A 25,491-nucleotide genomic window follows, 5' to 3' on the forward strand; every position below is an offset into this window, starting at 1 on the left:
CCGACAAAACTCTACCGCCAATATCAATACGGGTCCTGGCGCGGCAAGCGCTGGGACAATTCATCCAGCAGTTTCTGCTCACGCTTATCCTCCAATTGCCGCGCCTCGTCGATGTAACGCTGTACCAGCTTGCGCAGCCCCTCGACTCGGGCGAACGCTTCCTGCCAACTCTGGCGAGCCTTCTCGAGATTGTTCTGGTGCCAGACCAGGCTTTGGCGCTGCTGATCGATGGCGGTGCCCAATTGCGCCAGGAACCCCTGGTAACCCAACAACCACTGTCCGGAAACGCCGTGACTGCCACGGGCAATCCACTGTTCCTGGTATTCCAGACGAAAATTCTCCAGGTCAGCCAGCTTGCTTTCAGCAACAGCCACTTGCCCCTGGAAATACGCCAACCGCTGTACAGCGGTTTTCTCAGCCTTTTCCGCCATGTCCACCACCGGTGCCAGGCGCGCCGCACGACTCGTGGCCATGATCGGTTACGTGCCGGAGACTGGGGCGAAAATGGTTTGCAGGTGCGCTTCGCTGGCGCCCATGCCGATGCTGTCATTCAGCGCCTGGCGCAGATACACCGCCATGGCCGGATAGAGGTTGATGGCCGTGTCGGTTTCGCGATCGCCGCCAGGCACATAGGCACCTACGCTGATCAGGTCGCGACTCTGCTGGTAACGGGACCAGTACTGCTTGAACTGTTGCGCCCGCTTCATGTGCTCGGGGCTGATCACCGATGGCATGACCCGGCTGATCGACGCTTCGATGTCGATGGCGGGGTAATGTCCTTCTTCCGCCAGACGCCGGGACAATACGATATGGCCGTCGAGCACACCACGGGCCGAGTCGGCGATCGGATCCTGTTGGTCGTCGCCCTCGGACAGCACGGTGTAGAACGCGGTGATGGAGCCACCGCCCTTCTCCGCGTTTCCGGCGCGTTCCACCAATTTCGGCAGCTTGGCGAAGACTGAAGGCGGATACCCTTTGGTCGCCGGAGGTTCGCCGATGGCCAGGGCGATTTCCCGCTGGGCCTGGGCGAAACGGGTCAGTGAGTCCATCAGCAACAGGACATTCTTGCCCTTGTCGCGAAAATATTCAGCGATACGCGTGCAGTACATGGCGGCACGCAGCCGCATCAATGGCGCATCGTCCGCCGGCGAAGCCACGACCACGGAACGTTTGAGCCCTTCTTCGCCGAGGATGTGCTCGATGAATTCCTTCACCTCGCGACCCCGCTCGCCGATCAAGCCCACCACGATGATGTCGGCTTCGGTAAAGCGGGTCATCATGCCCAGCAGCACACTCTTGCCCACACCAGTACCGGCGAACAGGCCCAGGCGCTGGCCGCGTCCAACCGTCAACAAACCGTTGATGCAACGAATGCCCACGTCCAGCGGTACGCTGATGGGGTCGCGCTTGAGCGGGTTGATCGTCGGGCCATCCATCGGCACCCAATCTTCAGCCTTCATACCGCCCTTGCCGTCCAGGGCCCGTCCAGCGCCATCCAGCACCCGGCCGAGCATGCTCATGCCCATGGGCAGGCGACCGGTATCGGCCAGCGGTACCACGCGGGCACCCGGGGCGATGCCGGCGACACTGCCCACCGGCATCAGGAACACCTTGCTGCCGGAGAAACCCATGACCTCGGCTTCGACCTGCACCGGGTGATAACTGTCATCGTTGATCACTAGGCAACGACTGCCCATGGCGGCACGCAAGCCTTCCGCTTCAAGGGTCAGGCCGACCATACGCAGCAGGCGACCTTCCAGGATCGGTTGGCCGGCCAGTTCGGTGGCCTCGGCGTAGCTGCCCAGGCGCTTGCCAAAGCTGGTTCGCTCAAGGCGCATCGCGGCTGTCCGTTGCGCCAACAAGCGGTTCGTCACCGTTCGGATCGACGATGACAGCGGCCTTGGGTTCGTCCGGCAGATCCAGGCTGAGGTCGGCCGGAGCCGGATGCAGGGCCTGTTCGTGCAGTTGGTCAAAGAGTTTTGCCATGATCTGGCTGATGCGCGTCTCGATTGTCGCGTCGATGCGGCTGTGCTCGGTTTCTACGCGGCAACCGCCCGGCAGCAGGGACTCGTCCTCGACGATGCGCCAGGTTTCCTCGTGTCGCTCGCGCAGGGCCTTCACCAGTTCGAAGTCCTGAGGATTGATGTACAGCCGCACGTTGCCCACGCCCAGCGGCAGCAGCTTGAGGGCTTCGCGCATGACGTGTTCGATCTGGCTCGAATCGATCGCCAGCTCGCGCTGGATCACTTGGCGGGTGATGTGCTGCACCAGCCCGACCAATGACTTTTCGATCTGGGTGTCCTGCTCGGCGATGGGCTCGAACAGATTGAGCATCAGTGATTCCAACGCACGCAGCTTCGCCGTCAGCGCCACGTCGGCTTCCTGGCGAACCTTGATCGTCGTGCTGTGGAAACCTTCTTTCTCGCCAATGGCGAAGCCTTCGTTGTAGGCCTCCTGACGAATGCTCTCGACTTCTTCGAGGGTCAGTGGCTGGACTTCCTCCAGCGGCACCTCCTCCATCTCCGGCAGTTCTTCCACCGGCTCCGGCTCGGGCTCGGGCACGAAGGGGTCGAAACTGGGCAGCGACCAGACGTCGAAACCTCCGACGTCCCGGGCGCGGATCAGGTCGCTGGGTGCATCATCACTCTTGGCAGACATAACGACCTTAGATCATCTCTTCGCCGCCCTTGCCACCGAGCACGATTTCTCCGGCTTCGGCCATACGGCGGGCGATGGTGAGGATTTCCTTCTGTGCAGTTTCCACGTCGCTGACGCGCACCGGGCCCTTGGCCTCGAGGTCGTCGCGCAACAGTTCGGCCGCTCGTTTGGACATGTTCTTGAAGATCTTCTCCTTGACGCCTTCGTCCGAACCCTTGAGGGCCAGGACCAGAACGTCGGAGGACACTTCGCGCAACAGAGCCTGGATACCACGATCGTCGACATCGGCCAGGTTGTTGAACACGAACATGAGGTCTTCGATCTGACCGGACAGGTCTTCGTCGACTTCGCGAATCGAGTCCATCAGTTGACCTTCGATCGAACTGTCGAGGAAGTTCATGATGTCCGCCGCGCGTTTGATACCGCCCAAGGTGGTGCGCGAGGCATTGGAGTTGCCCGAGAACTGCTTCTCGAGAATCTGGTTCAGTTCTTTCAGGGCCGCTGGCTGCACGGTGTTCAACGACGACACACGCAGAATGATATCGAGGCGAACCTTATGGTCGAAGTTGCCCAGCACTTCGCCGGCCTGGTCCGGGTCGAGGTACGCCACCACGATCGCCTGGATCTGGGGGTGTTCGTAACGGATCACGTCGGCAACCGCGCGCGGCTCCATCCACTTGAGGCTGTCCAGGCCGCTGGTGTTGCCACCCAGCAGAATCCGGTCGATCAGGCCGTTGGCCTTGTCCTCGCCCAGGGCCTGGGTGAGCATCTTGCGCACGTAGTCGTCGGAACCGACGCCCAGGCTGGTCTGGTCGCCGACGATGTCGACGAACTCGCTCATGACCTGCTCGACCTGCTCGCGATGGACATTGCCCATCTGGGCCATGGCCACGCCAACGCGCTGGACCTCTTTGGGCCCCATGTGACGCAGCACTTGGGCGGCGTCGGTCGAACCCAGGGACAGCAGCAGGATCGCGGCTTTGTCGACCCGGGACAATTTGGCAACAGCGGCTCGATTATCACTCATCTGCGTTAATCCACTCTTTCACGACCTGGGCCACACGACCCGGATCTTCTGCCACCAGACTCTTGATGGCGTTCAACTGAGCGTCGTAGCCTTCGCTCGGGCTTGGCAGCAGGATGCTCTGCGGCCCGCCGAGGCTGACGCGATCGTTGGCCAATTCGCCATCCAGGCCGCCCATGCCTCCCAGCTCTATATCGCCCAAGCCTGCCAACTGCTTGTTCTTGCCGCCACCGGTGATGTTGTTCAGCACCGGGCGCAACACGCCGAATACCAGTATCAGGATGAACAACACACCCAATACTTGCTTGACCACATCCCAGAACCAGGGTTGCGAATAAAACGGAATGTCGGCAATTTCTTCACCGCGCTCCAGGGAGAACGGCACGTTGATCACGCTGACGCTGTCGCCACGGCTGGCGTCGAAACCAACGGCGTCCTGCACCAGGCGAGTGAAGCGCGCCAATTCGTCGGCGCTCCACGGCGCACGGCTGGTTTCGCCGTTGGCCGGGTTGATCTTGACCTGATCGTCCACGACGACGGCGACCGACAGGCGATTCAAACGGCCCTGCTGCTGCTTGGTGTGGCTGATGGAACGGTCCAGCTCGAAGTTCTTGGTGGATTGTTGACGCTTGTCGGCCGGGTACGGCGCGAGCATCGGCTGGCCGGTGGCCGGGTCCATGATCTGTTGGCCATTGGCATCGATCAGCGGCTGGCCGGGCTGCACCATGCCCGCGGCGGCGGTGGCGCCACCGGTGGTTTGCGGCGCGCTGGCCGGCGACGGCGGCTGGTTGCTCAGGGCACCCGGCACGCCTTGCGGTCCATTGCTGGCGGTACGCTGTTCGTTCACCGACTGCTCGCTGCGCAACGCGGGTTGATCCGGGTTGAATTGCTCGGAGGTCGATTCGACCGCACTGAAATCCACGTCCGCCGAAACTTCGGCCTTGTAGCGGCCATTGCCCAGGATAGGTTGCAGAATGTTATGCACCCGCTGGGTGAACATGCCTTCCATGCGGCGGCTGTAATCGTACTGCTTGCCGGCCATGGTCAGTTCGGAGTTTTCCGCCTGGTCGGACAGCAGGTTGCCCTTCTGGTCGACCACGGTGATTTGCGACTTGCTCAGTTCGGGAACGCTGGTCGCCACCAGGTTGATGATGGCAACGACTTGGCCTGGCTCCAGGGAGCGGCCGGAATACAGTTCAACCAGTACCGAAGCACTCGGCTTGCGCTCATCGCGCACGAACACCGAGCTTTTCGGGATCGCCAAGTGCACACGGGCAGCCTTGACGTTGTTGAGGCTGGAGATGGTGCGCGCCAGTTCGCCTTCCAGGCCGCGACGATAACGAGTCGCTTCCATGAACTGGCTGGTGCCCAGGCCCTGGTCCTTGTCCAGAATCTCGAAACCGATGTTGCCATCGGTCGGTGTCACGCCAGCGGCAGCGAGCTTGAGGCGCGCGCGCGCCACGTCGTCGGCCTTGACCAGCAAGGCGCCAGAATTGGGTTCAACGGTGTAGGGAATGTCGGCAGAAGCCAGGGTTTCCATGACCTGCTTGGCGTCCATGCCTTCCAGGCTACCGTACAACGGACGGTAGTCTGGCTGCTGGGACCACAACACGACGGCGAAACCAATCGCCACGCTGGCAGCCAGGCCGACCAACAGGCCAACCTGACGCAGCATGGTCATCTCGGAGAGGTTTTCCAGGAAAGACAGACCGAACAACGGCGGTTTGCCGTCTACCGGAGTGGCCTTGGCTGGAACGTTATCAACGGCTGCTTCTGCCATGACTCAATAGTTTCCTTAGACCGGCATCTGCATGATGTCTTGGTAGGCTTGAACCAGTTTGTTACGTACCTGGGTCAACGCCTGAAACGAGACACTGGCTTTCTGCGAAGAGATCATTACATCCGTCAGGTCGACGCCACTTTTACCAATCTCGAAAGCACTGGCCAACTGGTTCGAAGCCTGCTGGGTATCGTTCACTTTATTGACGGCCTGACCGAGCATGTCGGAAAAGCTGCTGCCACCCACCTGGGGGACCGCTACCGATTTCGGCTGGGCCATGGCGTCCATTTGCATGGACCGCATGTCCAACATCAATCGATTAAATTCAATACCTTGGCTCATGGTCTATTCTCTCTGGCGGCCCGCATTTTTTTGACACTTACTCAGCGGGTACGTAGGTGTTAGCAACAAGGGTGCCAGCTCGATGGCCGTAAAAAACAAATGCATGCGCGAGCTCATCCGGACTCGTGTGGGAGCGAGCCTGCTCGCGATAGCGGTCTGTCAGTCAACATCTACATCGCCTGAATCACCGCCTTCACGAGCAGGGCTCGCTCCCACAGATTTAGAGGTGCAATTGCTTGGATCAATTATTCAACTGGCGAAAAGGTAGGCCTCCACATCCATTCCGGCATCACGCATTTGCGCCAACTTGTAGCGCAGGGTTCGGGGACTGATGCCGAGTCGCTCGGCCGCTTCCTTGCGACGGCCGCGCTCGGCGCGCAGGGTGTCGATGATCATCTGGAATTCGCGACGACGCAGATCGTCCTCCAACGCACCGGCTGATTCGGCTACCTCGACCGGAGGCACTACCGGCGCCAGCGGCGGTACCGGCAAAGGCGCACAAGCCACCGGACCGGCCAGGCAGAAATCCTCGGGCTGGATCAAGCCGCCCTGCTGCAGGATCAGCGCCCGCTGGATCGCGTTATCCAGTTCCCGGACGTTGCCGGGCCAGGGATACCCGATCAGGCAAGCCTGTGCCTCGGCGGACAGGCGCGCCGTTGCGTGCTTCATTTTATTGACGTGCTTGGCCAGCAGACGCTCGGCCAGCGGCAGGATATCGGCGGTGCGCTCGCGTAACGGACGCCAGGCCAACGGAAAAACCGACAGCCGGTAATAAAGGTCTTCCCGGAAACGCCCCGCCGCCACTTCGCCCGCCAGGTCGCGGTTGGTCGTCGCGACCACTCGGATGTCCAGGCTGATGGGCTTGCGCGCGCCGACCCGCTCCACTTCTCGCTCCTGCAACACCCGCAGCAATTTTGCCTGCAGGCCCAGGGGCATCTCAGAGATTTCATCCAGCAGGATGGTGCCGCCATCGGCCTGTTCGAATTTGCCAGCCTGGGCCGCGATGGCGCCGGTGAACGAACCCTTTTCGTGGCCGAACAATGTTGCTTCGAGCATGTTGTCGGGAATCGCCGCGCAGTTGATGGCAATGAACGGCTCGCTGGCGCGACGGGACTGCTGGTGAATATAACGGGCCAAGACTTCCTTGCCCGTACCGGACTCACCGGAAATCAATACGGTTGAATCGCTGCGTGCCACCCGCGCTGCCAATTCCAGCAGCTGCGCACTGGCCGGCTCGATCGCCACCGGGCCTTCACCTTCAACGGCAAGGCTTCCCAGGGCATGGCGCGCCACCAGGTCAAGCAGCGCCTTGGGCTCGAACGGCTTGACCAGATAGTCCGCCGCCCCCTGGCGCATGGCATCCACCGCTCGTTCGACCGCACCGTGGGCGGTCATCAACAGGACTGGCAATTGAGGCTGGCGCGCCCGCAGTAAACCGAGCAACTGATGGCCGTCCATGCCCGGCATATTGACGTCGCTGACCACCAGGCTGAACGGCTCGCGGGCGACCGCCAGCAACGCCTCCTCCGCCGAACCGACGACGGCATGATCATGCCCGGCCAACAGCAGTGTGTCGGCGAGCGCCTCGCGCAGGGCACGATCGTCCTCCACCAGCAAAACCTTGATTGCCATTGCCTTCACTCCACCCCTGGCGCACTGGAAAACAGCGGCAGGACGATCAGCGCACAAGTGCCGCGCCCCAGCCGCGAGCGCAGCAGCAATTCTCCCTGATGGGCACGCGCCACAGCCTTGACCACGGTCAGGCCCAAGCCTGTCCCAGTGGCCTTGGTGGTAAAAAACGGTTCGCCCAGGCGGGTCAACACCGCTGGATCGATACCACTGCCGCTGTCGCTGACACACAGGCGCAACGTACTGCCACGGGTATACAGATGAATCTTCAGCCGGACGTCGCCGCCGCTGGCCTGGATCGCATTTTCAATCAGGTTCAATACCGCGCCCACCAAGGTGTCACGGTTGCACAAGACCTCGCCCGCATGGCTGTCGCACTGCCAGCGGATCGGCAGATCCTGCACATGGGTCAACGCTGCGGCCTGCAGGGATTGCAGCAACGCCTTGGGCGTCACGCGGTCGGTCAACGGCAACTCGCCCCGGGCGAACACCAGCATGTCGCGCACCTGGTGCTCCAGCTCATGCAGGCGTTCTTTCAAGCGGCCAGCAAAGCGCTGCTGAGTGTCCATGGGCAATTGCTGCTCCGTCAGATGACTGGCGTAAAGCAACGCGGCGGACAGCGGTGTGCGGATCTGATGGGCCAGCGACGCCACCATCCGGCCGAGGGACGACAGGCGCTCGTGGCGAGCCAGTTGATCTTGCAGGTGACGGGTTTCAGTCAGGTCATTGAGCAGCACCAACTGCCCTGGCTCGGCATCCAGCGAACGGGTCGAGATAGAGAGACGGCGACCGTCCTTGAGGGAGATTTCGTGGCCATCGTCTTCGCGAGGGGCGAAGCAGCGGGCAATGACGTGCCGCCAAAGCTCGCCCTCCAGGGGCAGGCCGAGCAGCTCGCACGCCGCCGGGTTGGCTTCGCGCACGAAACCGTGCTCATCGATGACGATGACGCCGCCAGGCAAGAGATCGAGGAGATTTTGCAGCCGATTGGCCAGGCGTTCTTTTTCCGCCAGTTCCTGCATGCGCTGGGCACTGACCACCGCCAGCTCACCCTTGAGCTCGGTCACCCGGGCTTCAAGCAGGCTGTAGGAATCGGTCAACTGGCTGGACATCTGGTTAAACAGCGAAAACGCCTGTTCAAGTCCAAGCCGGCTAGCCTGTTCGGCGGACGGCATGTGTCCCGGCTCGGGGACAGGCGACATCAGGGCGGCTTGGGTCATCGTGCTCTCTCGCTTGGCTGACCGTCAGTTAAACGGAACGTTACGAGGGCTGTAGCAATACCCGTGCCGAAAAAAAACCGCCTGGAAATCAGGCGGTTGCAAAACAGGCGTCAATCATCCGCCTGTTCATCTCCTTCGCGCCGGCTCATGCCGTACTTGCGCATCTTTTCTACCAGGGTCGTACGGCGGATACGCAAGCGCTCCGCCGCGCGGGCCACGATACCGTTGGCATCGTCGAGGGCCTGCTGGATAAGCCCTTGCTCCAGGCCGCCCAAGTAGTCCTTGAGGTCCAGGCCTTCCGGCGGCAACAAGGCGTTGCTGGTGAAATCCGGCGTATGGCCGTTGATCGCCACGCGCTCTTCCAGGTCGCTGCGCAGGCTGTCGACCATTTGCTCGTCTTCGTCATCGACGTAGCGGAATTTCTTCGGCAGCTCAGCGACGCCGATCACACCGTAGGGGTGCATGATCGCCATGCGCTCCACCAGGTTCGCCAGCTCACGGACGTTGCCCGGCCAGCCATGACGACAGAGGGACATGATCGCCGCCGAGTTGAAGCGGATCGAACCGCGCTTCTCGTGTTCCATGCGCGAGATCAGCTCGTTCATCAGCAGCGGGATGTCTTCGACCCGCTCACGCAGCGGCGCCATTTCGATCGGGAATACATTGAGGCGGTAATAGAGGTCTTCGCGGAAACTGCCGACCTCGATCATGCTCTCGAGATTCTTGTGGGTCGCGGCGATGATCCGCACGTCGACGCTCTGGGTCTTGTTGCTACCCACGCGCTCGAACGTACGCTCTTGCAGCACGCGCAGCAGCTTGACCTGCATCGGCAGCGGCATGTCGCCGATCTCATCGAGGAACAGCGTGCCGCCATTGGCCAGTTCGAAACGCCCGGCGCGGCTGGTGATTGCACCGGTAAACGCGCCCTTCTCGTGGCCGAACAATTCGCTTTCCAGCAACTCGGCCGGGATCGCACCGCAGTTGACCGGCACGAACGGCGCTTCGCGGCGCTTGGAATGGTAATGCAGGTTGCGCGCGACCACTTCCTTGCCGGTGCCGGACTCGCCCAGGATCAGCACGCTGGCGTCGGTGTCGGCCACCTGCTGCATCATCTGGCGCACGTGCTGGATCGCACGGCTGGTGCCGACAAGGCTGCGGAAAAGGTTGGGTTCACGGTGCCGACCGCGCTCGCGGGCCTGGTCGTACATCTCGCGATAAACCTGGGCACGGTGCAGCGAATCGAGCAATTTGCTGTAGCTCGGCGGCATTTCCAAGGTGGAAAGTACCCGGCGGCGCTGGTCCTCAGGCAAGTCAAGGGAAGAATTTTCGCCCATCAGCAAAACGGGAAGGAACTCATCCCAGGTTGAGAGTGTCTTTAGCAAGCCCAAAAGCGAAGCGGGAGCATTTACAGTCCCGATAAGGACACAAATGACTTCACGACTGGACGACAAAGAGCCGACAGCCTGCTGCCAATCATGGCTACCGCAGGGTAAATTTTCTTCGCCGAGAAAATTCAGGATCACCGCCAGGTCACGGCGGCGGACGCTATCGTCATCGATCAGGAGAATTTTGGTTTCACGCCACATGCAATAGCAACTTCCCTAGTCAACTCAGTGCCCGAATTTGGGGGCAAGCTAGACGCTTGCAGACTTGTCATGCCTGTAGACGCCTGAAATCTGTAAACAGCCACTAGTTAAGTCAAAAAATCGTGCACAGTCAAATTTATGGCGCACTTTGTTCGGATTAAATGAAAATTAAATCATCCGAACAAGTGGTAAACCTTCGCCGCGTTCTGTGCCTGGTTAATCTGTGACATTTCGTTCACGATCGCCTGACGTTCCCCCGTCGCGGCATCCAGCAACTGCCGATATACGCCAAGCAACTCTTCCAGGTTGTTACGCAACGCCGCCTCGTCCACCTCGGACTCGCCCATGACGTCTTCCATGCAGGAACGGCACGCCAGATCCAATTGACCGATGGCCTCCCAATTGCGCTCAGCCAGGGCATCAACCAGGGCATCTCGGGTTTGTTCTATGCGCTGCAAGACAAGACTCATGAGCTTATTCCTCAGAATTGCGGGCCAGGTGGCGCGATACCGTCCCAGCCTTCCTTGACCGTGCGCAGCAGATCAGCGACTTCGTCGAGGATCTTCGGATCGGTCTTGGCGTTGGCTTCGGCGAGACGTTTCATCATGTAGGTGTAAAGAGCATCCAACTCGGCTACCGACTCGGCCTGGTTTTCCAGATCCAAGCCTTCACGCAGGCCACCCACGATACCGATGGCCTTGCTGATCAGGACGCCTTTGTTGGCTATGTCCTTGCGCTCCATAGCGCCCTTGGCCTGGGCGATACGGTCCAACCCACCTTCCATGAGCATCTGCACGAGACGATGGGGACTTGCTTCGGAGGTTTGCGCCTGGGCGCCAATCTTCTGGTATTGGCGAAGGGCTAACATCGGATTCATGTTTTACCTCATCAAAAACTTCGGTTCGTATAAACAGCGTATCGACGCTACGTCAAAAAACTTTAGACCGAAAAAGCCGAAAGCCCGGAACGTCGCGAGACGCTGCCGGGCTTTTTTGCATCAGTCGGAATCAGCTGTTTTTCTGCTGGGCTGTCATCGCTTCGAACATGGAAGTGATATTGCTGGCAGTGGCCTTCAGCTTACCGACCAGAGTGTCCATGTCGTTATACTTCTTAGTCAATACCGCCGTCAGCGTCTCGACCCGACGGTCCAGCGCCAACTGGTCAGCGCTCAATTTCGCCTTGATGATGTCGAGATTCTTCGATCTCGTCGTCAAGATGCTATCGATTACCGTTTTCCCATCAGGCCCTGTCTTTTTTTCCGTGTAGGGTTTGAGTGCATTCTGCATGCGTTCGATCAAACCATTCTCGCCGGTGAACAGAGTCTGGACCTCGCCACCCAACTGTTTGGTATTCAGGGCTTCCGTAAACTTCACGCTGTTGAAGTCCAGGGCACCGGTCGTCTGGTTGGTCGTGATGCCCAACTGTGACAACACGGTCAACTTATCGCCCGCCCCCGCCTCAGACAACGGAGCACGAATGGCCGCCAGGAGCGAACGCGGCAAAGAGTCGCCCGTTAACGCGGCAGGGACCGAATTACCATCAGCATCCGTCGACGGTTTGGTCAACGATGTGACCGCCTTGGCAATAGCGTTATAAGCATCGACAAATTTTTGGATCGAAGCCTTCAAGCCGTCGGCGTTAGTGGCGACGGTGACCGTCGTCGGTCCGGAGCCGGCGACGAGCAATGTCATGTTCAAGCCCGAAATAACATTATCCAGCTTGTTGGTTGGGCTAGTCATCGACAGTCCATCAACCGTAAAAATTGCATCCTTGGCCAGGCCGATCGAGCCCGAAGAGGTTGCACTGGGCGTCCCCATCAACGTAGATCCATCGGCAGCAAGACTGGCAATACCGCTGAGGGAAATATCGCTGCCGGCACCGGTCTTTGTCGAGCCCACTACCAGACGGGAACCAAAGTTGTCGGTGACGATGTTAGCGGTCAGGCCGCTGGAGGAATACTTGCTGTTTATCGCATCGCGAACCGACTGCAGCGTCCCGTCCGCCGGAACATCAATCGTGTAATCCTTGCCGCTCTGGCTGATCGTCAGCGTGCCCGCCCCTACGACACTGGAAGGACCACCCGCGAACGCGGCGGTAGCGACTTTTGATGACGTCGCCAACTGAGTGACGTTTACCGAGTAAGTACCGCTGACCGCCGAGTTGCTGGCTACTACTGTCAAGGCGCTGGTGTTGGCCGAAGTGGCAGCAACCCCGGTGAATTGAGGCGAGGTCGTGCTGCCCAGGCTTTCAAGCGCGGACTGAAAGGTAGCCAGCAGCGACTTCAGGGTACCGATCCCTGAAATATTGGCTGTATTGGTCTTGGTGGCGCGGTCGATCTGACCCTGCTTGGCCGCTTTGTCAGAATCAACCAGTGCCTTGACGATAGCAGTGGTGTCAAGGCCAGAGCCTAAACCCAAGCCAGGTAGAATTGGACTTGCCATGTGGGACTCCCTTCAGTGTGTCGCCGGCCTTTTGACCTTTACAACGCCCAAAAGAACATAACAACAGAATTCGTGCCGGTTGTCAGGCTTCTGCGCTGAACAACAAGCTGTTTGCATCATTCAAACTGTTAGCCAGTTTCAAAACTTCTTCGTTCGGGATCTGGCGAATCACTTCACCGGAACCACTGGCGATCACTTTGACTACTACTTTGCCTGAAGGCTCATCGATAGAGAACTCCAGGTTACGCTTGACCGACTGGACGAACTTCTCGATTTCCTGAACGGCTTTCTTGAGTTTGTCATGCTCGGCAGCAGCATCCTTAGGGGCTTCTTTGACCGGAGCTACCACAGCCATCTCGGCCCGAGGCTTCTCCACGGGCTTATCGGCCACACTGGGTGCCGGTTTCGCCGCCGGATAAGACAAGTTCAGCTTCACGCTCATATCCATGTCCATCACCTCTTGAACGGAAAAAGCGAGAGAGTACGCAAGCGCACTCCCCCGCTAAAACTCATCCAGCTATTACTGAAGCAGCTTCAGTACAGCGGACGGCAGTTGGTTGGCCTGGGCCAGAACCGAAGTGGAAGCCTGTTGCAGAGTCTGCTGCTTGGTCAGCTGGGCAGTTTCAGCAGCGAAGTCGGTGTCTTGTACGCGACCCAGTGCAGCAGCGGCGTTTTCGTTGATGTTCTGCAGGTTGGAGATGGTGCTGGTCAGACGGTTCTGGGCAGCACCGAGGTCCGCACGGCTGGCGTTGATGGTCGCCAGAGCAGCGTCGATCGCGTCGATTGCAGCAGAGGTGTTGGTTTCAGCTTCGGCGCTGTCCGCAGCACTGATCGCGATGGCACCAGAGTCAACGCTCAGGGTAGCAGCGTCGAAGCTGTCGCTCAGGGTCAGAGTGATCTGGTTGGTAGCACCAGTGTTGGAACCGACCTGGAAGGTCATGGTGCCAGCGGAACCGTCGATCAGGTTCTTGCCGTTGAGGTTGGTCGAATCAGCGATACGAGTCAGCTCGTCGGACATCTGAGCAAATTCTTTGTTCAGAGCATCACGGTCAGCTGTACCGTTGTTGTCGTTTCGTGCCTGTACTGCCAGTTCACGCATACGCTGCAGAATGTTGGTGGATTCCTGCAGAGCGCCTTCAGCGGTCTGAGCGATGGAGATACCATCGTTGGCGTTCTTGATCGCAACAGTCTGACCGCGGATTTGCGAAGTCATACGAGTGGAGATCTGCAGGCCGGCGGCGTCGTCTTTGGCGCTGTTGATTTTCAGGCCGGACGACAGGCGGGTCATCGAAGTGGACAGAGCATCGGAAGCCTTGTTCAGGTTCTTCTGAACGTTCAACGATGTGACGTTAGTGTTTACTGTTAAAGCCATGACGAATTCCTCGTTGGTTGGGTACTGCGGCTTCCGGCCCTGGCAACCGCCGGGTGTGGCCTAGAGAACCTTCGTAATAGTTATCGTCGTATTCGGAACTTGCTTTAGCAGATTTTTCAAAAATTTTGCCATCAGGGTGCCACCCCTCGTAAATCAAGGACTTGGCTGCGATTCGTGGCTGAAAAAATGGCGTCAGGGAAACGCCGCTGACGTCGCTGAAAGCGCATGACAGCGGTGAAGCTGAGAAAAGAAGCTAGATGGACTGACCAGCGGTCAGCAGTTGGACCCATTCGGACTCAAGATAATCGGCCAGCGAAATCCAGTTCTGCGCCTCTTGATCATCAAGCATCAGGGCAAGCAGCTCGCTCCACGACGAAGAGACCTCGCCTGGCATCCGTTCGACCAAGGGCTGCGCAGACTCGATCAGCGTGACCATCGCCAACCCCGCCTCAACGTCCCGCCCAAGGCGAAACAAGCGTGCGCACTCACGGGCGTCATCGATCACCTTTTCAAACTCGGTCATTGCACATACTCCGGGTGGAAATCGGTGCCGACAATCATCGCCCCGTCCCGACTGCTGTTAAAGAAACGCACCTGGGGGTGGCCGGCGATAAAACGCTCCAGCTCGCAAAGATAGCTGCGGAAGTTGAGCTGGGTCTTGACTCGCCGACCATACCCGTCAAGCACCCAATGCCTGGACGCCCCCAGTTGCGGCCCCAGGTCACCATCGCCCCAACCTGCATGAGTCTTGTCATGGGGAAAGGCAAAATCGGCGCCGAAAAGCGTGACCTGCGCAGCGCCCATTTTCACCGCCAGGTCGACGGCCGGGTGAATCACGCTGCCGCCTACATGGAGTTCGGCCCGGCGCAGTTGCTCGCGCATCACCCGATAGACAGGACTTGATGAATACCCAGCGTAGCGCGCGCCCCGCCATGCTCGGATCACTGAAGGGTCGGCCATTGGCAGATAGACCAGCGCAATGTTGTCGGTGTTTTCAGGCGGAAGATGACGCGCCGAGATGCGCTGGTCGATGCTGACCACGATATCCGGGGCAATGCCATGGTCGATCAACGGTCGGTAGGCCGTATCGACACAAATCAACAAGGGTCGCTCGGCTTGCTTGCTCAGGTGATGCAATTTCTCGAAATGCCGCTCAAGACTGGGACCGGTGGCAATGATAAACGCCTCGCCCCCCTTCAAGTTGCCGAACAACTCGGCAACGTCACGATCTTCCTGCACAAGACTGAACGTCGATTGCAAACGCTCGACAATCTCAGGGGACTGGGGATCGAACGCTTGGTTGGTAAAGTCCAGATGAATCTCACTGATCAATCGGTCACGAATCTTGGCGTTGTAATCATCGGCCAGCACCAACTCGGCGGGGAGTGCGAAAAATGGCAATTGGATTTCCGCCAGATCACCGGCGTAGAGCAACGCCACTCTCGGATCGGCAAGCCAGGGCGATTGATCCAGCAGCTGCAGGACCAAGGCGAACACCGCACCGTTGAGAATATGCACAGACAACCGTTCAAGCCCGGTCCGCTCCAGCAAGCGACTCTGCAGATCCCCCAGCCCCGTGCCATAGACATGCACAATGGCAGCCTCCGGCGGCAAGCTGGCGGCTTGCAAGTCAGCCTCGGCGAGGCGGTCATGGCGACTGGTCAACTGAATGCCGTTGATGCTCAGGGTCGATCCAAGCCCCTCGACCAGATCAGCCTGCAACCCACCAGCGTCCTCCTGCAACAGACGCTCGGCCAAGGCCGGCCAACGCTGCTGGATCACCTGGAGGTTGCGCTCAAAGTACTCGCTCATGGCGTCTCGCTTTTGCATCAGGCAAAAAAATAGCGTTCAAGGTTACACCTTGGACGCTATTTTTTGTGCCCGGGTTTTATCGGCTCACGGGCGATAGATGATCGCCGACCCCCATGACAGACCTACGCCAAAGCCACTCAACGCGACCCGTTTCCAGTCGGAATCGAGCACGTGCTTTTCGAGCAGCAACGGAATACTCGACGACACGGTGTTGCCGGTCTCGACCATGTCCTTGATGAACTTCTCCGGCTCGCCTTCGAAACGCCGCGCCACGGCATCGACGATTGCGGCGCTGCCTTGATGAATGCAGAACGCATCGATGTCACTGGGTTGCAGATCGGAATCGGCGAGCAACTCATGCAAATGTGCCGGCACCTTGAGCAACGCGAAGTTGAACACCTGGCGACCGTTCATGAAGAATACGCCGTCGCTGACCTTCAGGTGCGGCGCACCGGAGCCGTCGGTGCCGAACTTTGCCTTGCCCAGTTGCCACGGCGCATCCTCGCCCATCCACGTCGCCGTGGCGGCATCACCGAACAGCATCGTGGTGTTGCGATCTTCCGGGTCGACGATTTTCGAGTATGGGTCGGCGGTTACCAACAGGCCATTCTTCAGGCCAGCGGCTTCCATGAAGCCCTTGATGGCGTAGATGCCATAGACATAACCCGAGCAACCCAGGGATATATCGAACGCCGCTACGCTGGTGGGCAGGCCGAGCTTGTCCTGGACGATAGCCGCCGTGTGGGGCAAGCCTTCTTCATCGCCGTTCTGGGTGACGACGATCAGCACGTCAATGGATTCGCGCTTCAGATCGGGATTATTGGCAAACAGCGCATTGGCCGCTTCGACGCACAGATCCGAGGTTTCCTGGCCGTCATCCTTGCGTGGCAAGAAGGCGGAACCGATCTTGCCGAGGATGAACTCTTCATCCTTTTCAAATTTTGCACCTTGTGCGTAATTGTCCACGCCGGCTACAGGAACGTAGCTCGCAATGCTTTTTATGCCAATCATTACGGCTTCCCAATCAAAAACAGCCCAATACCACCGCTCGCAAGGAATCGAGGGGCGCCGACAAACGGGAAGTGTAAAGGGCTATCACCGGTCCTGATAAGGGCCAGGCGCCATCTTCCCGGTCAATACAATACAGTGAAGATGCGCGTTATGACTCGCAGGTCACGCTAAATTGCCGAATAAGCCCATTGAGAAGCTATTCAACCAATGACCAGGACAGCGCCGTGCCACGCTTGATTGCCTGGCGGGCACGACGACCCATTAAGGAATCCAGATGTTTGGGCGCCAACCCGAGCCCCGGACGGATGGCCCGGACGTTCTGCGACGTGAACACTTCGCCGGTGGCCATGTCCTGCGTAGCGTACAGCGAACGACGATAGACCAGCGATTTCTGCTCGGCCTCGGTCACGCCATAGCGCACCTGTCCCATGGCCTGCCAGGCGCGCTCGGTTTCGATCACCAGCGCTGCCAGCTCTGCCGGCTCCAGGGAGAAACTGGCGTCCACGCCGCCAGCGGCACGGTCAAGGGTGAAATGCTTTTCCACGACGGTCGCCCCCAGCGCCACCGCAGCCACGGATACCCCGACGCCCATGGAGTGGTCCGACAAACCTACCTCACAGCCGAACAACTCCCGCAGATGGGGGATGGTGCGCACGTTGCTATTGGCCGGCGTCGCCGGGTAGGTGCTGGTGCACTTGAGCAGCACCAAATCCTTGCAACCAGCCTGGCGGGCGGCACGCACGGTTTCGTCGAGTTCGGCGATGCTGGCCATGCCGGTGGAGATAATCAACGGCTTGCCGGTGGCAGCGACCCGGCGAATCAGCGCCAAGTCAGTGTTTTCGAAACTGGCGATCTTGTAGGCCGGCACATCCAGGCTTTCCAGGAAGTCCACCGCCGTTTCGTCGAACGGGGTCGAGAACGCTAGCATCCCCAGCGCCTTGGCCCGGGCAAAAATCGGCGCGTGCCATTCCCACGGCGTATGAGCTTTTTCGTACAAATCATAAAGGGATGTTCCAGCCCAAAGGCTGCTGGGGTCCCTGATGAAGAACTCCCCTTCGCTCAGATCTAACGTCATGGTATCGGCGGTGTAGGTCTGCAGCTTCAAAGCGTGAGCACCGGCTCGGGCAGCGGCTTCGACGATCTGCAAGGCCACCTCCAGGGATTGGTTATGGTTGCCGCTCATCTCGGCAATGATGAAAGGCGGCGCGTCAGCCCCGATGCTGCGCTGACCGATCTTGAAACTACTCATGAATTTCTTCCTTCAATACGCGGGTAAACACGCATGTGCCCTGACTGAAACCTGCCTGGCGGAACAACGCCAGAGACGCTTGGTTAGCGGGCAGGATCTGAGCGGTAAAGCTGCGCAGTTGCGGCCAATGGACGGTAGCAAACGCCTCACCACGGGCCAGCAATGCCCTGCCCCACCCCAACCCCAGGCGGTTCTTGAACAAATAAATCGATACCAGCGCTTCGCTGCCTTGCAGGTCATAACGCAATACACCGACGGGTCCGTCGGACGCTTCGCCAACCAACAACAAGCGCTGTGGATTGACCAGACTGGCTTGCAGCCATTGGCAATGACGATCCCAGTCGACGGGCGACTGATCCAGCGATACGCGGCGCACGACCTCGGCATTACGCCCCTCGAAAAGCAAACGGGCGTCGGCTTGCGTGGCCGGACGAACCCGCAGCAAGGCACCAGCCAGTGCGACGGCTACGCGCAAGGCACCCAGGCCATCGACCAATTGCCGGGAGTGCTGCGCAAGACTCTGACGCAACCCCTGGTTATCCACGACAAAGCCGATAGCCTGGCGCAACTGTTCAACGGTGACGCTTTCTCTGCACCCGAGATAGACATGGGCACCGAACGTCGCCATGACATCGCTGTTGGCCTGCTGGTTGTTCGATACCGCGATACAGATCGTGGGCAACCCCATGGCGGCCCGCTCCCAACTGGTTCCGCCACCGGCCCCGATGAACAGATCGGCCTCCAGCATGAGCTGATGAAAATCGCTGACGAAGCTGTGCAATCGCCAGTGGGGTCGGCTCGCCGCCATCCGTTGCATCCGAGCCCAGGCCGGGTTGTCCGCACCGGCGACAAAATCCACTTCCAGCTCGGGGTAAGCCACCAGCGCCAGCATTGCGTGATGGGTCTGCATCGCCGCATCGAAACCGCCGAAATTGACGAGTACGCGCCTGACCTTCTTTTTTATCTCAATCGCCCCGCAACGAAACTCATCGCGCAACAACGCGTAACGCGGTCCCAGCAGCGTCCGGCAATGCTCAGGCAACAATCCTTCATACGCAGCTTGCGTGCCGGACAAATTCTGATTGAGCAAGAGGTCAGCGCTGTAAGTCCGAGTCGCCAGGTCATCCAATGCCATGATCCGAGGCGCGAAGCGCCGGGCCGCAGTCTGCCAACGTTGATCCAGACCATAGTGGTCAACAATGACCCAGTCGAAGCCGGGCCGCTCGGCCAACGCTTGTTCCAACGCATCGATATCCGCTTGCCAGGGCAGCAACGATTCGATGGCCTGTTGCGGATCTTCCCCGCGATAAAGGTCCGGCAGGGCGAACGTTTCGAAGCCCTCGGCCGTCAGAGCGTGCAGACGATGCCCAACAAGCAGCCGACAAGCAAACGCGACGTGCACGCCTTGCCCGCGCAGGGCTCGCGCCAGGGTCAGGCAACGGGCAATGTGCCCGCTGCCGATGATTGGCGAAGCATCGGCGCGAATCAGCACTCTCATTGCAATTCACCGCCCGCTCTCAAAGCGGCGTAGAGATACTCGGCGCGCTTCCAGTCCTCGGCTGTGTCGATGTCTTGCACCAGATGACGAGGCAGCACAACCGGCAGGCTTCTCGACGAAAACAACGTATCGCCACGCAACCAGGCGTCCCGACGCCCCCAATAGAATTGGCCGGCGTCCTGGAAAGCTTCAACCAGGTCCTGGGAGCGCGTATCGCGAAATTGCGGATACAGTGGGGTCAACGCGCCCTGCTCATCCAACGTCAAGGCGCGCTGTACGGGAAAACCGAAACTGCTCACGGAAAACGCGAACGACTTGTCCGGATGGCCGCGCAGCAAGTCAATGCCCTCACGTAAAAACCGCGCTTGCAACAGCGGCGCCGTGGCGTAGATGCAACAGGCGAAATCGAACGAGCGCTCACGTAGCTCACCCAGGGCGTGAACCATCACCGCTGCCGTCCCGGTGAAATCATCCGCCAGCGCGGCTGGTCGCAAGAACGGCACTTGCGCACCATGAGCCATCGCCAATTCAGCAATTTCTTCGTCATCGGTACTGACAATCACCCAGTTGAAAAGTCCCGAGTCCAACGCCGTGCGAATCGAGCGGGCAATCATGGGCACGCCATCGAACGGCTTCAGGTTCTTGCGAGGAATGCGCTTGCTGCCGCCACGGGCGGGAATGATCGCGATTGCGCTCACGCGTCGTTACTCCTCAAGCAATCGTTGCAGTTGCCCCATCACATAGTCTTGCTGTTCATCACTGAGGGAAGGAAACATCGGCAAGCTGATGGCCTCTGCGTAATAACGCTCAGCCTGTGGATAGTCTCCAGGGGCAAATCCCAGTTCGCGGTAATACGGCTGCAGGTGAACCGGTATGTAGTGCAGGTTCACGCCGATCCCTGCCGCACGCAAGCCTTCGAAAATCTGGCGATGATCCAGGGATATCTCGTCGAGCCGCAAGCGCACTACATACAAATGCCAAGCCGATTCGGCCTCGGGTTGCAAACCGGGCAAGGTCAGTGGCAAACCATTCAGCAAGCGGTTATAGCGCGCCGCCAGTGCACGACGGCGGGCGATGAAACGTTCAAGCTTATCCAACTGGGAAAGCCCCAGGGCAGCTTGAAGATCCGTGATGCGGTAATTGAATCCCAACTCCACCTGCTGGTAATACCAAGGCCCATGGCTGGGCTCGCTCATCTGTTCAGCGTCACGGGTCATCCCATGGCTGCGCAGACGTCGCAGGCGCTGCGCCAGCTCCGGGCGATTGGTCAAGACCATCCCACCTTCGGCGCTGGTAATAATTTTCACTGGGTGGAAACTGAACACCGTCATGTCCGCAAATTCGCCACACCCCACCGGCCTGCCGGCATAAGACGCGCCCACCGCGTGAGAGGCATCTTCAATGACCGTGAACCCGTAGCGCTCGGACAAGCGAGCCACTTCACGCATGTCACAGCTTTGCCCGGAGAACGCTACCGCCACCAACACCTTTGGCAGGCTCCCGTCACGCTCGGCCTGTTCAAGCTTTGCGGCCAGGGCAACGGCATCCAGGTTCCAGGTCAGCGGATCGATATCGACGAAATCCACCTGCGCGCCACAGTAGCGGCCGCAGTTGGCCGAGGCCAGGAACGTGTTGGGCGTGGTCCACAAACGGTCCCCCGGCCCAAGCCCAGCCGCCAGGCAAGCGATGTGCAGCGCGGCGGTCGCATTGCACACTGCCACGGCATGACCCGCCTGGCAGCGACGGGCCATCGCCTGTTCAAAATCCTCGATCGCAGGCCCTTGCGTCAGCCAATCGGACCGCAACACAGCCACCACGGCATCGATATCAGCCTGATCGAGGCTTTGCCTACCGTAAGGAATCATACCGACAGCCGGGCGTGCAAATCAGCGATCTGCTTCACCGAAAGAAAGTGCGGGTTGGTGTCGGAGCGATACTCGAAGTCCTCCGCGACGGCCCTGCCTCGTTCACCCAGGTTGTCCACAGCAAAATCCACGTCCACGCTGGTGAAGCGAATCGATGGCTGGATGGTGTAGTGATCGGCGAACTCGATGGTCATGCGCGCGTCGTCCAGCGGCACCATCAACTCATGAAGCTTTTCACCGGGCCGGATGCCCACGTTCTTGTGAGGCAGGTGCCCGGCCATGCCCGACGCCAGGTCGACGATGCGAATCGATGGAATCTTCGGCACGAATACCTCACCTCCGTGCATGCGGGCGAAACTGTCCAGCACGAATTGTACGCCGTGATCGAGAGTGATCCAGAAGCGAGTCATGCGTTCATCGGTGATCGGTAGCTCCGTCGCGCCCTCCGCGATCAGCTTGCTGAAGAACGGCACCACAGAGCCTCTCGAACCGGCAACGTTGCCGTAACGAACCACGGCGAAGCGGGTCTGCTGTTCCCCCGCAATGTTGTTGGCCGCCACGAATAGCTTATCCGACAGCAACTTGGTCGCGCCGTATAGATTGATTGGGCTGGCCGCTTTGTCGGTGGACAGCGCAACGACTTTTTTCACGCCGTTGTCGATGGCCGCTGCGATGATGTTCTCTGCGCCATTGACATTGGTGCGAATGCATTCGGTGGGATTGTATTCCGCTGCGGGCACTTGCTTGAGCGCCGCTGCATGCACAACGTAATCAATCCCGCGCATGGCCTGGCGCAAACGGTCGGCGTCACGCACGTCCCCCAGGAAATAACGCATGCACGGAGCATTGAAGGTTTGTTGCATCTCGTACTGCTTGAGTTCGTCGCGGGAAAAGACCACCACGCGCTTGGGCTGGTATTGCTCCAGCAACCGGCGGATGAAATTTCGCCCGAACGAGCCGGTGCCGCCTGAGATGAAAATCGATTTACCGTTGAACATATCCTGATTCCTTTTGCCTGGCAGGCTTATGCCAGTAACCGTGCCCAATCCACCGCCACAGCGGTACCCAGCACAAAGCCAGTACCGGTCAACGCCAGGTTCGGGTTACGGGCCGCGTCATGGTCGAAGCGCGCCTGCCACTTGCTGCGCAAGGCCTCGACCACCTCCGGCGCATCGGGGAACGTACCGGCGTGCAGCATCTGCGCCTGGGGTGTCCAGACCGTGAGATAACCCGCATCGGCCGCTTTCAGGCAAAGGTCGACGTCGGCAAAAGCCTCGGCGAAATGTTCTTCGTCCAGTCCACCTATGGCGTCGAACAAGTCCTTGCGGATCATCAGGCAAACACCGGATACCGCCGAGTAGTTCTGTTCCGCCTGATGGCCATTGAGATAACCCTTGGCGTCCTTGCGTTCGCCAACGAACACCGAGGCCACCTGGCCATCGGGCTTGAGCACCAGGCCAGCCTGGGTGGTGATGCCGCGAATATCCATCTGTTTGCTGCCGACGATCCCCACTTCCGGTCGCTGGGCCTGGTTGAGCAAGCTGTCGAGCCAGTTGGCGTTGATCACTTGCACCTCGGCCGACAACAGCACCAGGTATTCACCCTTGGCCTGGGCGCTCGCCCAGTTGTACAGAGCCGACGCACTCAAGCGCCGATCGCTGCGCAGGATACGGATCCGATCGCCTTTGCCTTCCAGGCTGTCGAGCCACTGGGCCATTGCTTCGGACTGGCTATGGTTATCGGCGATCAGGATTTCATGGCGATGATAACGGGTGCGCTGCAGCACGCTGACCAGCGCCTGTTGAATCTGTTCGAAGTTGTCCCGGCTTTCGAGAATGATCGATACCAACGGCCGCTCGGCATGCTGGTAGTCGATTTGATAGGTCAGCGGTTGCGCCGAGGTGACCTGGGCACGATAACCCCGGGCCGCCAAGTGGCGCGTCAGTACTTGACGCTCCTGGGCATTTTCCTCTTGCGCCGGGGCATTGCAGATCAGCAACGGCTCGGACAGATGCGCCAGGCCGGCAAGCCCCGCCTCTTCGATCAGACGCAACAACACGTCCAACTCCAACGCCTGGGTGTATTCAGGCGTAAAACCGCGTGCCTGTACCAGCACGTCACGACGAATCAGCCAATGCCGCGCCATCAGCGAAGGCACCGATTGCAGGAAGTCAAGATTGACGCCAGGACGGAACACATCGACCAGGCTGCCGTCGGCCTTACGCTGGATTTCGTCCATGGCCACGGCACGCACGCCATCGGCGCCGATCAGTTCAAGACTGGCGCGCAGCAGACCGCTTTCGGTGAACTGGTCGCCAGCCTCGGCCAGTACCATCCAGTCGGCGGAGGACTGCCCGATGATCTGGTTGATTCGCTCGACATAATTGCCAGTGCTGACTTTGACGAAGTGCACGGTGTCGCGCACGGTGGTGGTCGCCGGCAGGTCGCCGGTGGTGAAGACCACCACGTTGAACGCCTTGCTATGACCGTTGACCAGGCTGTCGAAGGTCGCCTGCAGCTTGAACATGTCAGCGTCCAGGTCCAGCAACAAGATGCCGAACCGCGGGCCGCCTTGATGCTCGGCCAGGTGCGCCGCGATGGACTTGAGCTGCTGCGCATCTGGATTACGCGCCTCAAGCCAATTTAACAAACGGCCGGAGTGCATGTTTTCCAGTAACCGGCGCTCTTGCTGACCCGGCACCGAGTCCAGGCGCTCGGCCCAGGCCTGCAGTTTCACTGCCTCATCAGGCTCATCGCTGCTTTTCAACGACTCGGCCAGGCGCTTGATCACGGTGCGGTTGAACGCGTACAGGCCTTGGGCTTCCCACAGACGGCTGCGTAGGGTGCGCTCGTTATCGTTTGGTTGCACACGCATCAGCTCATGCTGACGCAGCAGAATGCCTTCCAATTGTTGAAGCTGAAGGCGGCCGGCTGGCATGGCATGCAGCAGGAATTCAAAGTGAGTCAGAAGATCGAAGACCCGTTGATTGTAGAAAGGCATTTCAACAAATTGCTGTGGGCCAAACGAACGAACCGGCTCACCACCGGCCTCCAACCAGGCCGAACGGATAATCTGCGTGCCCTTGAGCGAACGCCCTTGCTGCAGGCAGTCGGCCATGGCCGCAAAACTGTCCAGGGCAATCTGCTTGATGCGTTCCGGAGCCTGCTCGCTGAGCTGGGTCGGCACCGATGCCAGGAACTCGGCGAACTGCTCACGCTCGGCGACGCTTTTGGCGTCTTTGTAACTCAACACCGTCAGCACGTTGGTGTTGTGTTCGGAACCGCCGTAGTTGAGTTCGCGCACGGCGAACGGAATCGGCAGGATCCGCGCCTTGGCACAAGCCAGCAAGTAAAAGGTATGGCCGATCTCCTGCCACTCGAAACTGGTGCCAGGCGGCAACATGCCGTACCACTGTTGCAGCAAGTCAGTGCGGGTCACGGCGTAGAACGGCGGCAGGAATTGATCCATGAAACGGATCACACGGTCCTCGGCCAGTTCGCTGTCGTAGTCCTCATGCACCTTGCGGTCACGGCGGAAGTAGCAGACTTCTGTTGCGCAGGACAAATACATGATGCCGTAGCCGTGGCAAAGGCCGTAGTCGGGGTTGGCTTCGAGAAACTCAACCGATTCGGTCAAGGCATCATGCAGCAGGAAATCGTCGTCGGCGGCGAACACCATATAAGGCGTTTTGACCTGGTTGACACCGTAGGTCAATTTTTCCTGAAGCCCTTTGTAGGTGAACTGGGGCAAGTGGCGGTAATCGACCGACGGAAAATCCTCGGCGATCCGATCATCGCGCTCCACCGACGAGTCCAATACCAATACCGAACACGGATAGCTGCTGTAGTAATGCAATGTGCGGCGCAGAAATGCGCTGCGGTTGTGGGAGATGACTACCACGGTGAACCGCTCGCTCAGCGGTGCCACGTTGTTTTGAAGCATATTTCGAACCTGCATATTTCCTAGTCCCCACAACCTGCCAGACGCCAATGACTTGAAACGGATG

At 59.5% G+C, this 25,491-nt stretch carries 23 protein-coding genes; all 23 read right to left on the minus strand.

Going from position 1 to position 25,491, the window contains the following annotated elements; translation table 11 throughout:
- Window positions 1–23: 23 nt before the first annotated feature.
- The 23 genes from fliJ to ACLK1G_RS22385 all read right to left on the minus strand — a co-directional run bounded on the left by fliJ (window position 24) and on the right by ACLK1G_RS22385 (window position 25,442).
- On the minus strand, window positions 24–473 hold the full coding sequence (fliJ, locus tag ACLK1G_RS22275) for a flagellar export protein FliJ (RefSeq protein ID WP_003184033.1): 450 nt from the start codon (window positions 471–473) through the stop codon (window positions 24–26).
- Between the two features lie 6 nt (window positions 474–479).
- Window positions 480–1,838 carry a flagellar protein export ATPase FliI gene (fliI, locus tag ACLK1G_RS22280; protein ID WP_420767378.1) on the minus strand — a complete coding sequence of 453 codons (1,359 nt, stop codon included), beginning with the start codon at window positions 1,836–1,838 and terminating at the stop codon, window positions 480–482.
- A complete protein-coding gene (gene fliH, locus ACLK1G_RS22285) occupies window positions 1,828–2,658 on the minus strand; it encodes a flagellar assembly protein FliH (RefSeq protein ID WP_420767379.1) in 831 nt (276 codons plus the stop codon). The genes fliI and fliH overlap by 11 nt, the downstream gene beginning before the upstream one ends.
- A 7-nt stretch (window positions 2,659–2,665) precedes the next feature.
- On the minus strand, window positions 2,666–3,685 hold the full coding sequence (fliG, locus tag ACLK1G_RS22290) for a flagellar motor switch protein FliG (protein ID WP_007958288.1): 1,020 nt from the start codon (window positions 3,683–3,685) through the stop codon (window positions 2,666–2,668).
- Window positions 3,678–5,462, minus strand: a complete 1,785-nt coding sequence (fliF, locus tag ACLK1G_RS22295) for a flagellar basal-body MS-ring/collar protein FliF (RefSeq protein WP_420767380.1) — start codon at window positions 5,460–5,462, stop codon at window positions 3,678–3,680. Before fliF ends, fliG begins: the two co-directional genes overlap by 8 nt.
- A gap of 15 nt (window positions 5,463–5,477) precedes the next feature.
- On the minus strand, window positions 5,478–5,804 hold the full coding sequence (gene fliE / locus ACLK1G_RS22300) for a flagellar hook-basal body complex protein FliE (RefSeq protein ID WP_003184044.1): 327 nt from the start codon (window positions 5,802–5,804) through the stop codon (window positions 5,478–5,480).
- A 249-nt stretch (window positions 5,805–6,053) separates the two neighbouring features.
- Entirely contained in the window at window positions 6,054–7,436 is a 1,383-nt protein-coding gene (gene fleR, locus ACLK1G_RS22305) for a sigma-54-dependent response regulator transcription factor FleR (protein WP_420767381.1), read from the minus strand.
- A 5-nt stretch (window positions 7,437–7,441) separates the two neighbouring features.
- Complete coding sequence (locus tag ACLK1G_RS22310) at window positions 7,442–8,650, minus strand: sensor histidine kinase (RefSeq protein WP_420767382.1); 1,209 nt, start codon at window positions 8,648–8,650, stop codon at window positions 7,442–7,444.
- A 110-nt stretch (window positions 8,651–8,760) separates the two neighbouring features.
- Entirely contained in the window at window positions 8,761–10,236 is a 1,476-nt protein-coding gene (locus ACLK1G_RS22315; protein WP_030141088.1) for a sigma-54 dependent transcriptional regulator, read from the minus strand.
- Between the two features lie 173 nt (window positions 10,237–10,409).
- On the minus strand, window positions 10,410–10,706 hold the full coding sequence (gene fliT, locus ACLK1G_RS22320) for a flagellar protein FliT (RefSeq protein ID WP_420767383.1): 297 nt from the start codon (window positions 10,704–10,706) through the stop codon (window positions 10,410–10,412).
- A gap of 11 nt (window positions 10,707–10,717) precedes the next feature.
- Window positions 10,718–11,113 carry a flagellar export chaperone FliS gene (gene fliS / locus ACLK1G_RS22325; RefSeq protein WP_092222857.1) on the minus strand — a complete coding sequence of 132 codons (396 nt, stop codon included), beginning with the start codon at window positions 11,111–11,113 and terminating at the stop codon, window positions 10,718–10,720.
- A gap of 130 nt (window positions 11,114–11,243) precedes the next feature.
- Window positions 11,244–12,677: a flagellar filament capping protein FliD gene (fliD, locus tag ACLK1G_RS22330; protein ID WP_249873797.1), complete on the minus strand. Its 1,434-nt coding sequence runs from the start codon at window positions 12,675–12,677 to the stop codon at window positions 11,244–11,246.
- 82 nt (window positions 12,678–12,759) lie between these two features.
- Window positions 12,760–13,125 (minus strand): flagellar protein FlaG, encoded by a 366-nt coding sequence (locus ACLK1G_RS22335; protein WP_258648067.1) that lies wholly within the window; start codon window positions 13,123–13,125, stop codon window positions 12,760–12,762.
- A 72-nt stretch (window positions 13,126–13,197) separates the two neighbouring features.
- A complete protein-coding gene (locus ACLK1G_RS22340) occupies window positions 13,198–14,049 on the minus strand; it encodes a flagellin domain-containing protein (RefSeq protein WP_079305252.1) in 852 nt (283 codons plus the stop codon).
- Between the two features lie 253 nt (window positions 14,050–14,302).
- On the minus strand, window positions 14,303–14,572 hold the full coding sequence (locus ACLK1G_RS22345; protein WP_420767384.1) for a hypothetical protein: 270 nt from the start codon (window positions 14,570–14,572) through the stop codon (window positions 14,303–14,305).
- Window positions 14,569–15,861, minus strand: coding sequence for a motility associated factor glycosyltransferase family protein (locus tag ACLK1G_RS22350; RefSeq protein WP_420767385.1), 1,293 nt, complete (start codon window positions 15,859–15,861; stop codon window positions 14,569–14,571). Before ACLK1G_RS22350 ends, ACLK1G_RS22345 begins: the two co-directional genes overlap by 4 nt.
- An 84-nt stretch (window positions 15,862–15,945) precedes the next feature.
- Window positions 15,946–16,872 (minus strand): ketoacyl-ACP synthase III, encoded by a 927-nt coding sequence (locus ACLK1G_RS22355; protein WP_217860066.1) that lies wholly within the window; start codon window positions 16,870–16,872, stop codon window positions 15,946–15,948.
- A 196-nt stretch (window positions 16,873–17,068) separates the two neighbouring features.
- Window positions 17,069–18,121, minus strand: a complete 1,053-nt coding sequence (pseI, locus tag ACLK1G_RS22360) for a pseudaminic acid synthase (RefSeq protein WP_420767386.1) — start codon at window positions 18,119–18,121, stop codon at window positions 17,069–17,071.
- Window positions 18,114–19,619 (minus strand): UDP-2,4-diacetamido-2,4,6-trideoxy-beta-L-altropyranose hydrolase, encoded by a 1,506-nt coding sequence (gene pseG, locus ACLK1G_RS22365; protein ID WP_420767387.1) that lies wholly within the window; start codon window positions 19,617–19,619, stop codon window positions 18,114–18,116. Before pseG ends, pseI begins: the two co-directional genes overlap by 8 nt.
- A complete protein-coding gene (gene pseF, locus ACLK1G_RS22370) occupies window positions 19,616–20,317 on the minus strand; it encodes a pseudaminic acid cytidylyltransferase (protein WP_420767388.1) in 702 nt (233 codons plus the stop codon). The genes pseG and pseF overlap by 4 nt, the downstream gene beginning before the upstream one ends.
- A gap of 6 nt (window positions 20,318–20,323) precedes the next feature.
- A complete protein-coding gene (gene pseC / locus ACLK1G_RS22375; protein ID WP_420767389.1) occupies window positions 20,324–21,484 on the minus strand; it encodes a UDP-4-amino-4,6-dideoxy-N-acetyl-beta-L-altrosamine transaminase in 1,161 nt (386 codons plus the stop codon).
- Window positions 21,481–22,482: a UDP-N-acetylglucosamine 4,6-dehydratase (inverting) gene (gene pseB / locus ACLK1G_RS22380; RefSeq protein ID WP_420767390.1), complete on the minus strand. Its 1,002-nt coding sequence runs from the start codon at window positions 22,480–22,482 to the stop codon at window positions 21,481–21,483. Before pseB ends, pseC begins: the two co-directional genes overlap by 4 nt.
- Window positions 22,483–22,508: 26 nt before the next feature.
- Window positions 22,509–25,442 carry a TIGR00180 family glycosyltransferase gene (locus ACLK1G_RS22385; RefSeq protein ID WP_420767391.1) on the minus strand — a complete coding sequence of 978 codons (2,934 nt, stop codon included), beginning with the start codon at window positions 25,440–25,442 and terminating at the stop codon, window positions 22,509–22,511.
- Window positions 25,443–25,491: the final 49 nt, after the last annotated feature.

The sequence above is a fragment of the Pseudomonas algeriensis genome, from assembly GCF_048847255.1.
Lineage (GTDB): Bacteria > Pseudomonadota > Gammaproteobacteria > Pseudomonadales > Pseudomonadaceae > Aquipseudomonas.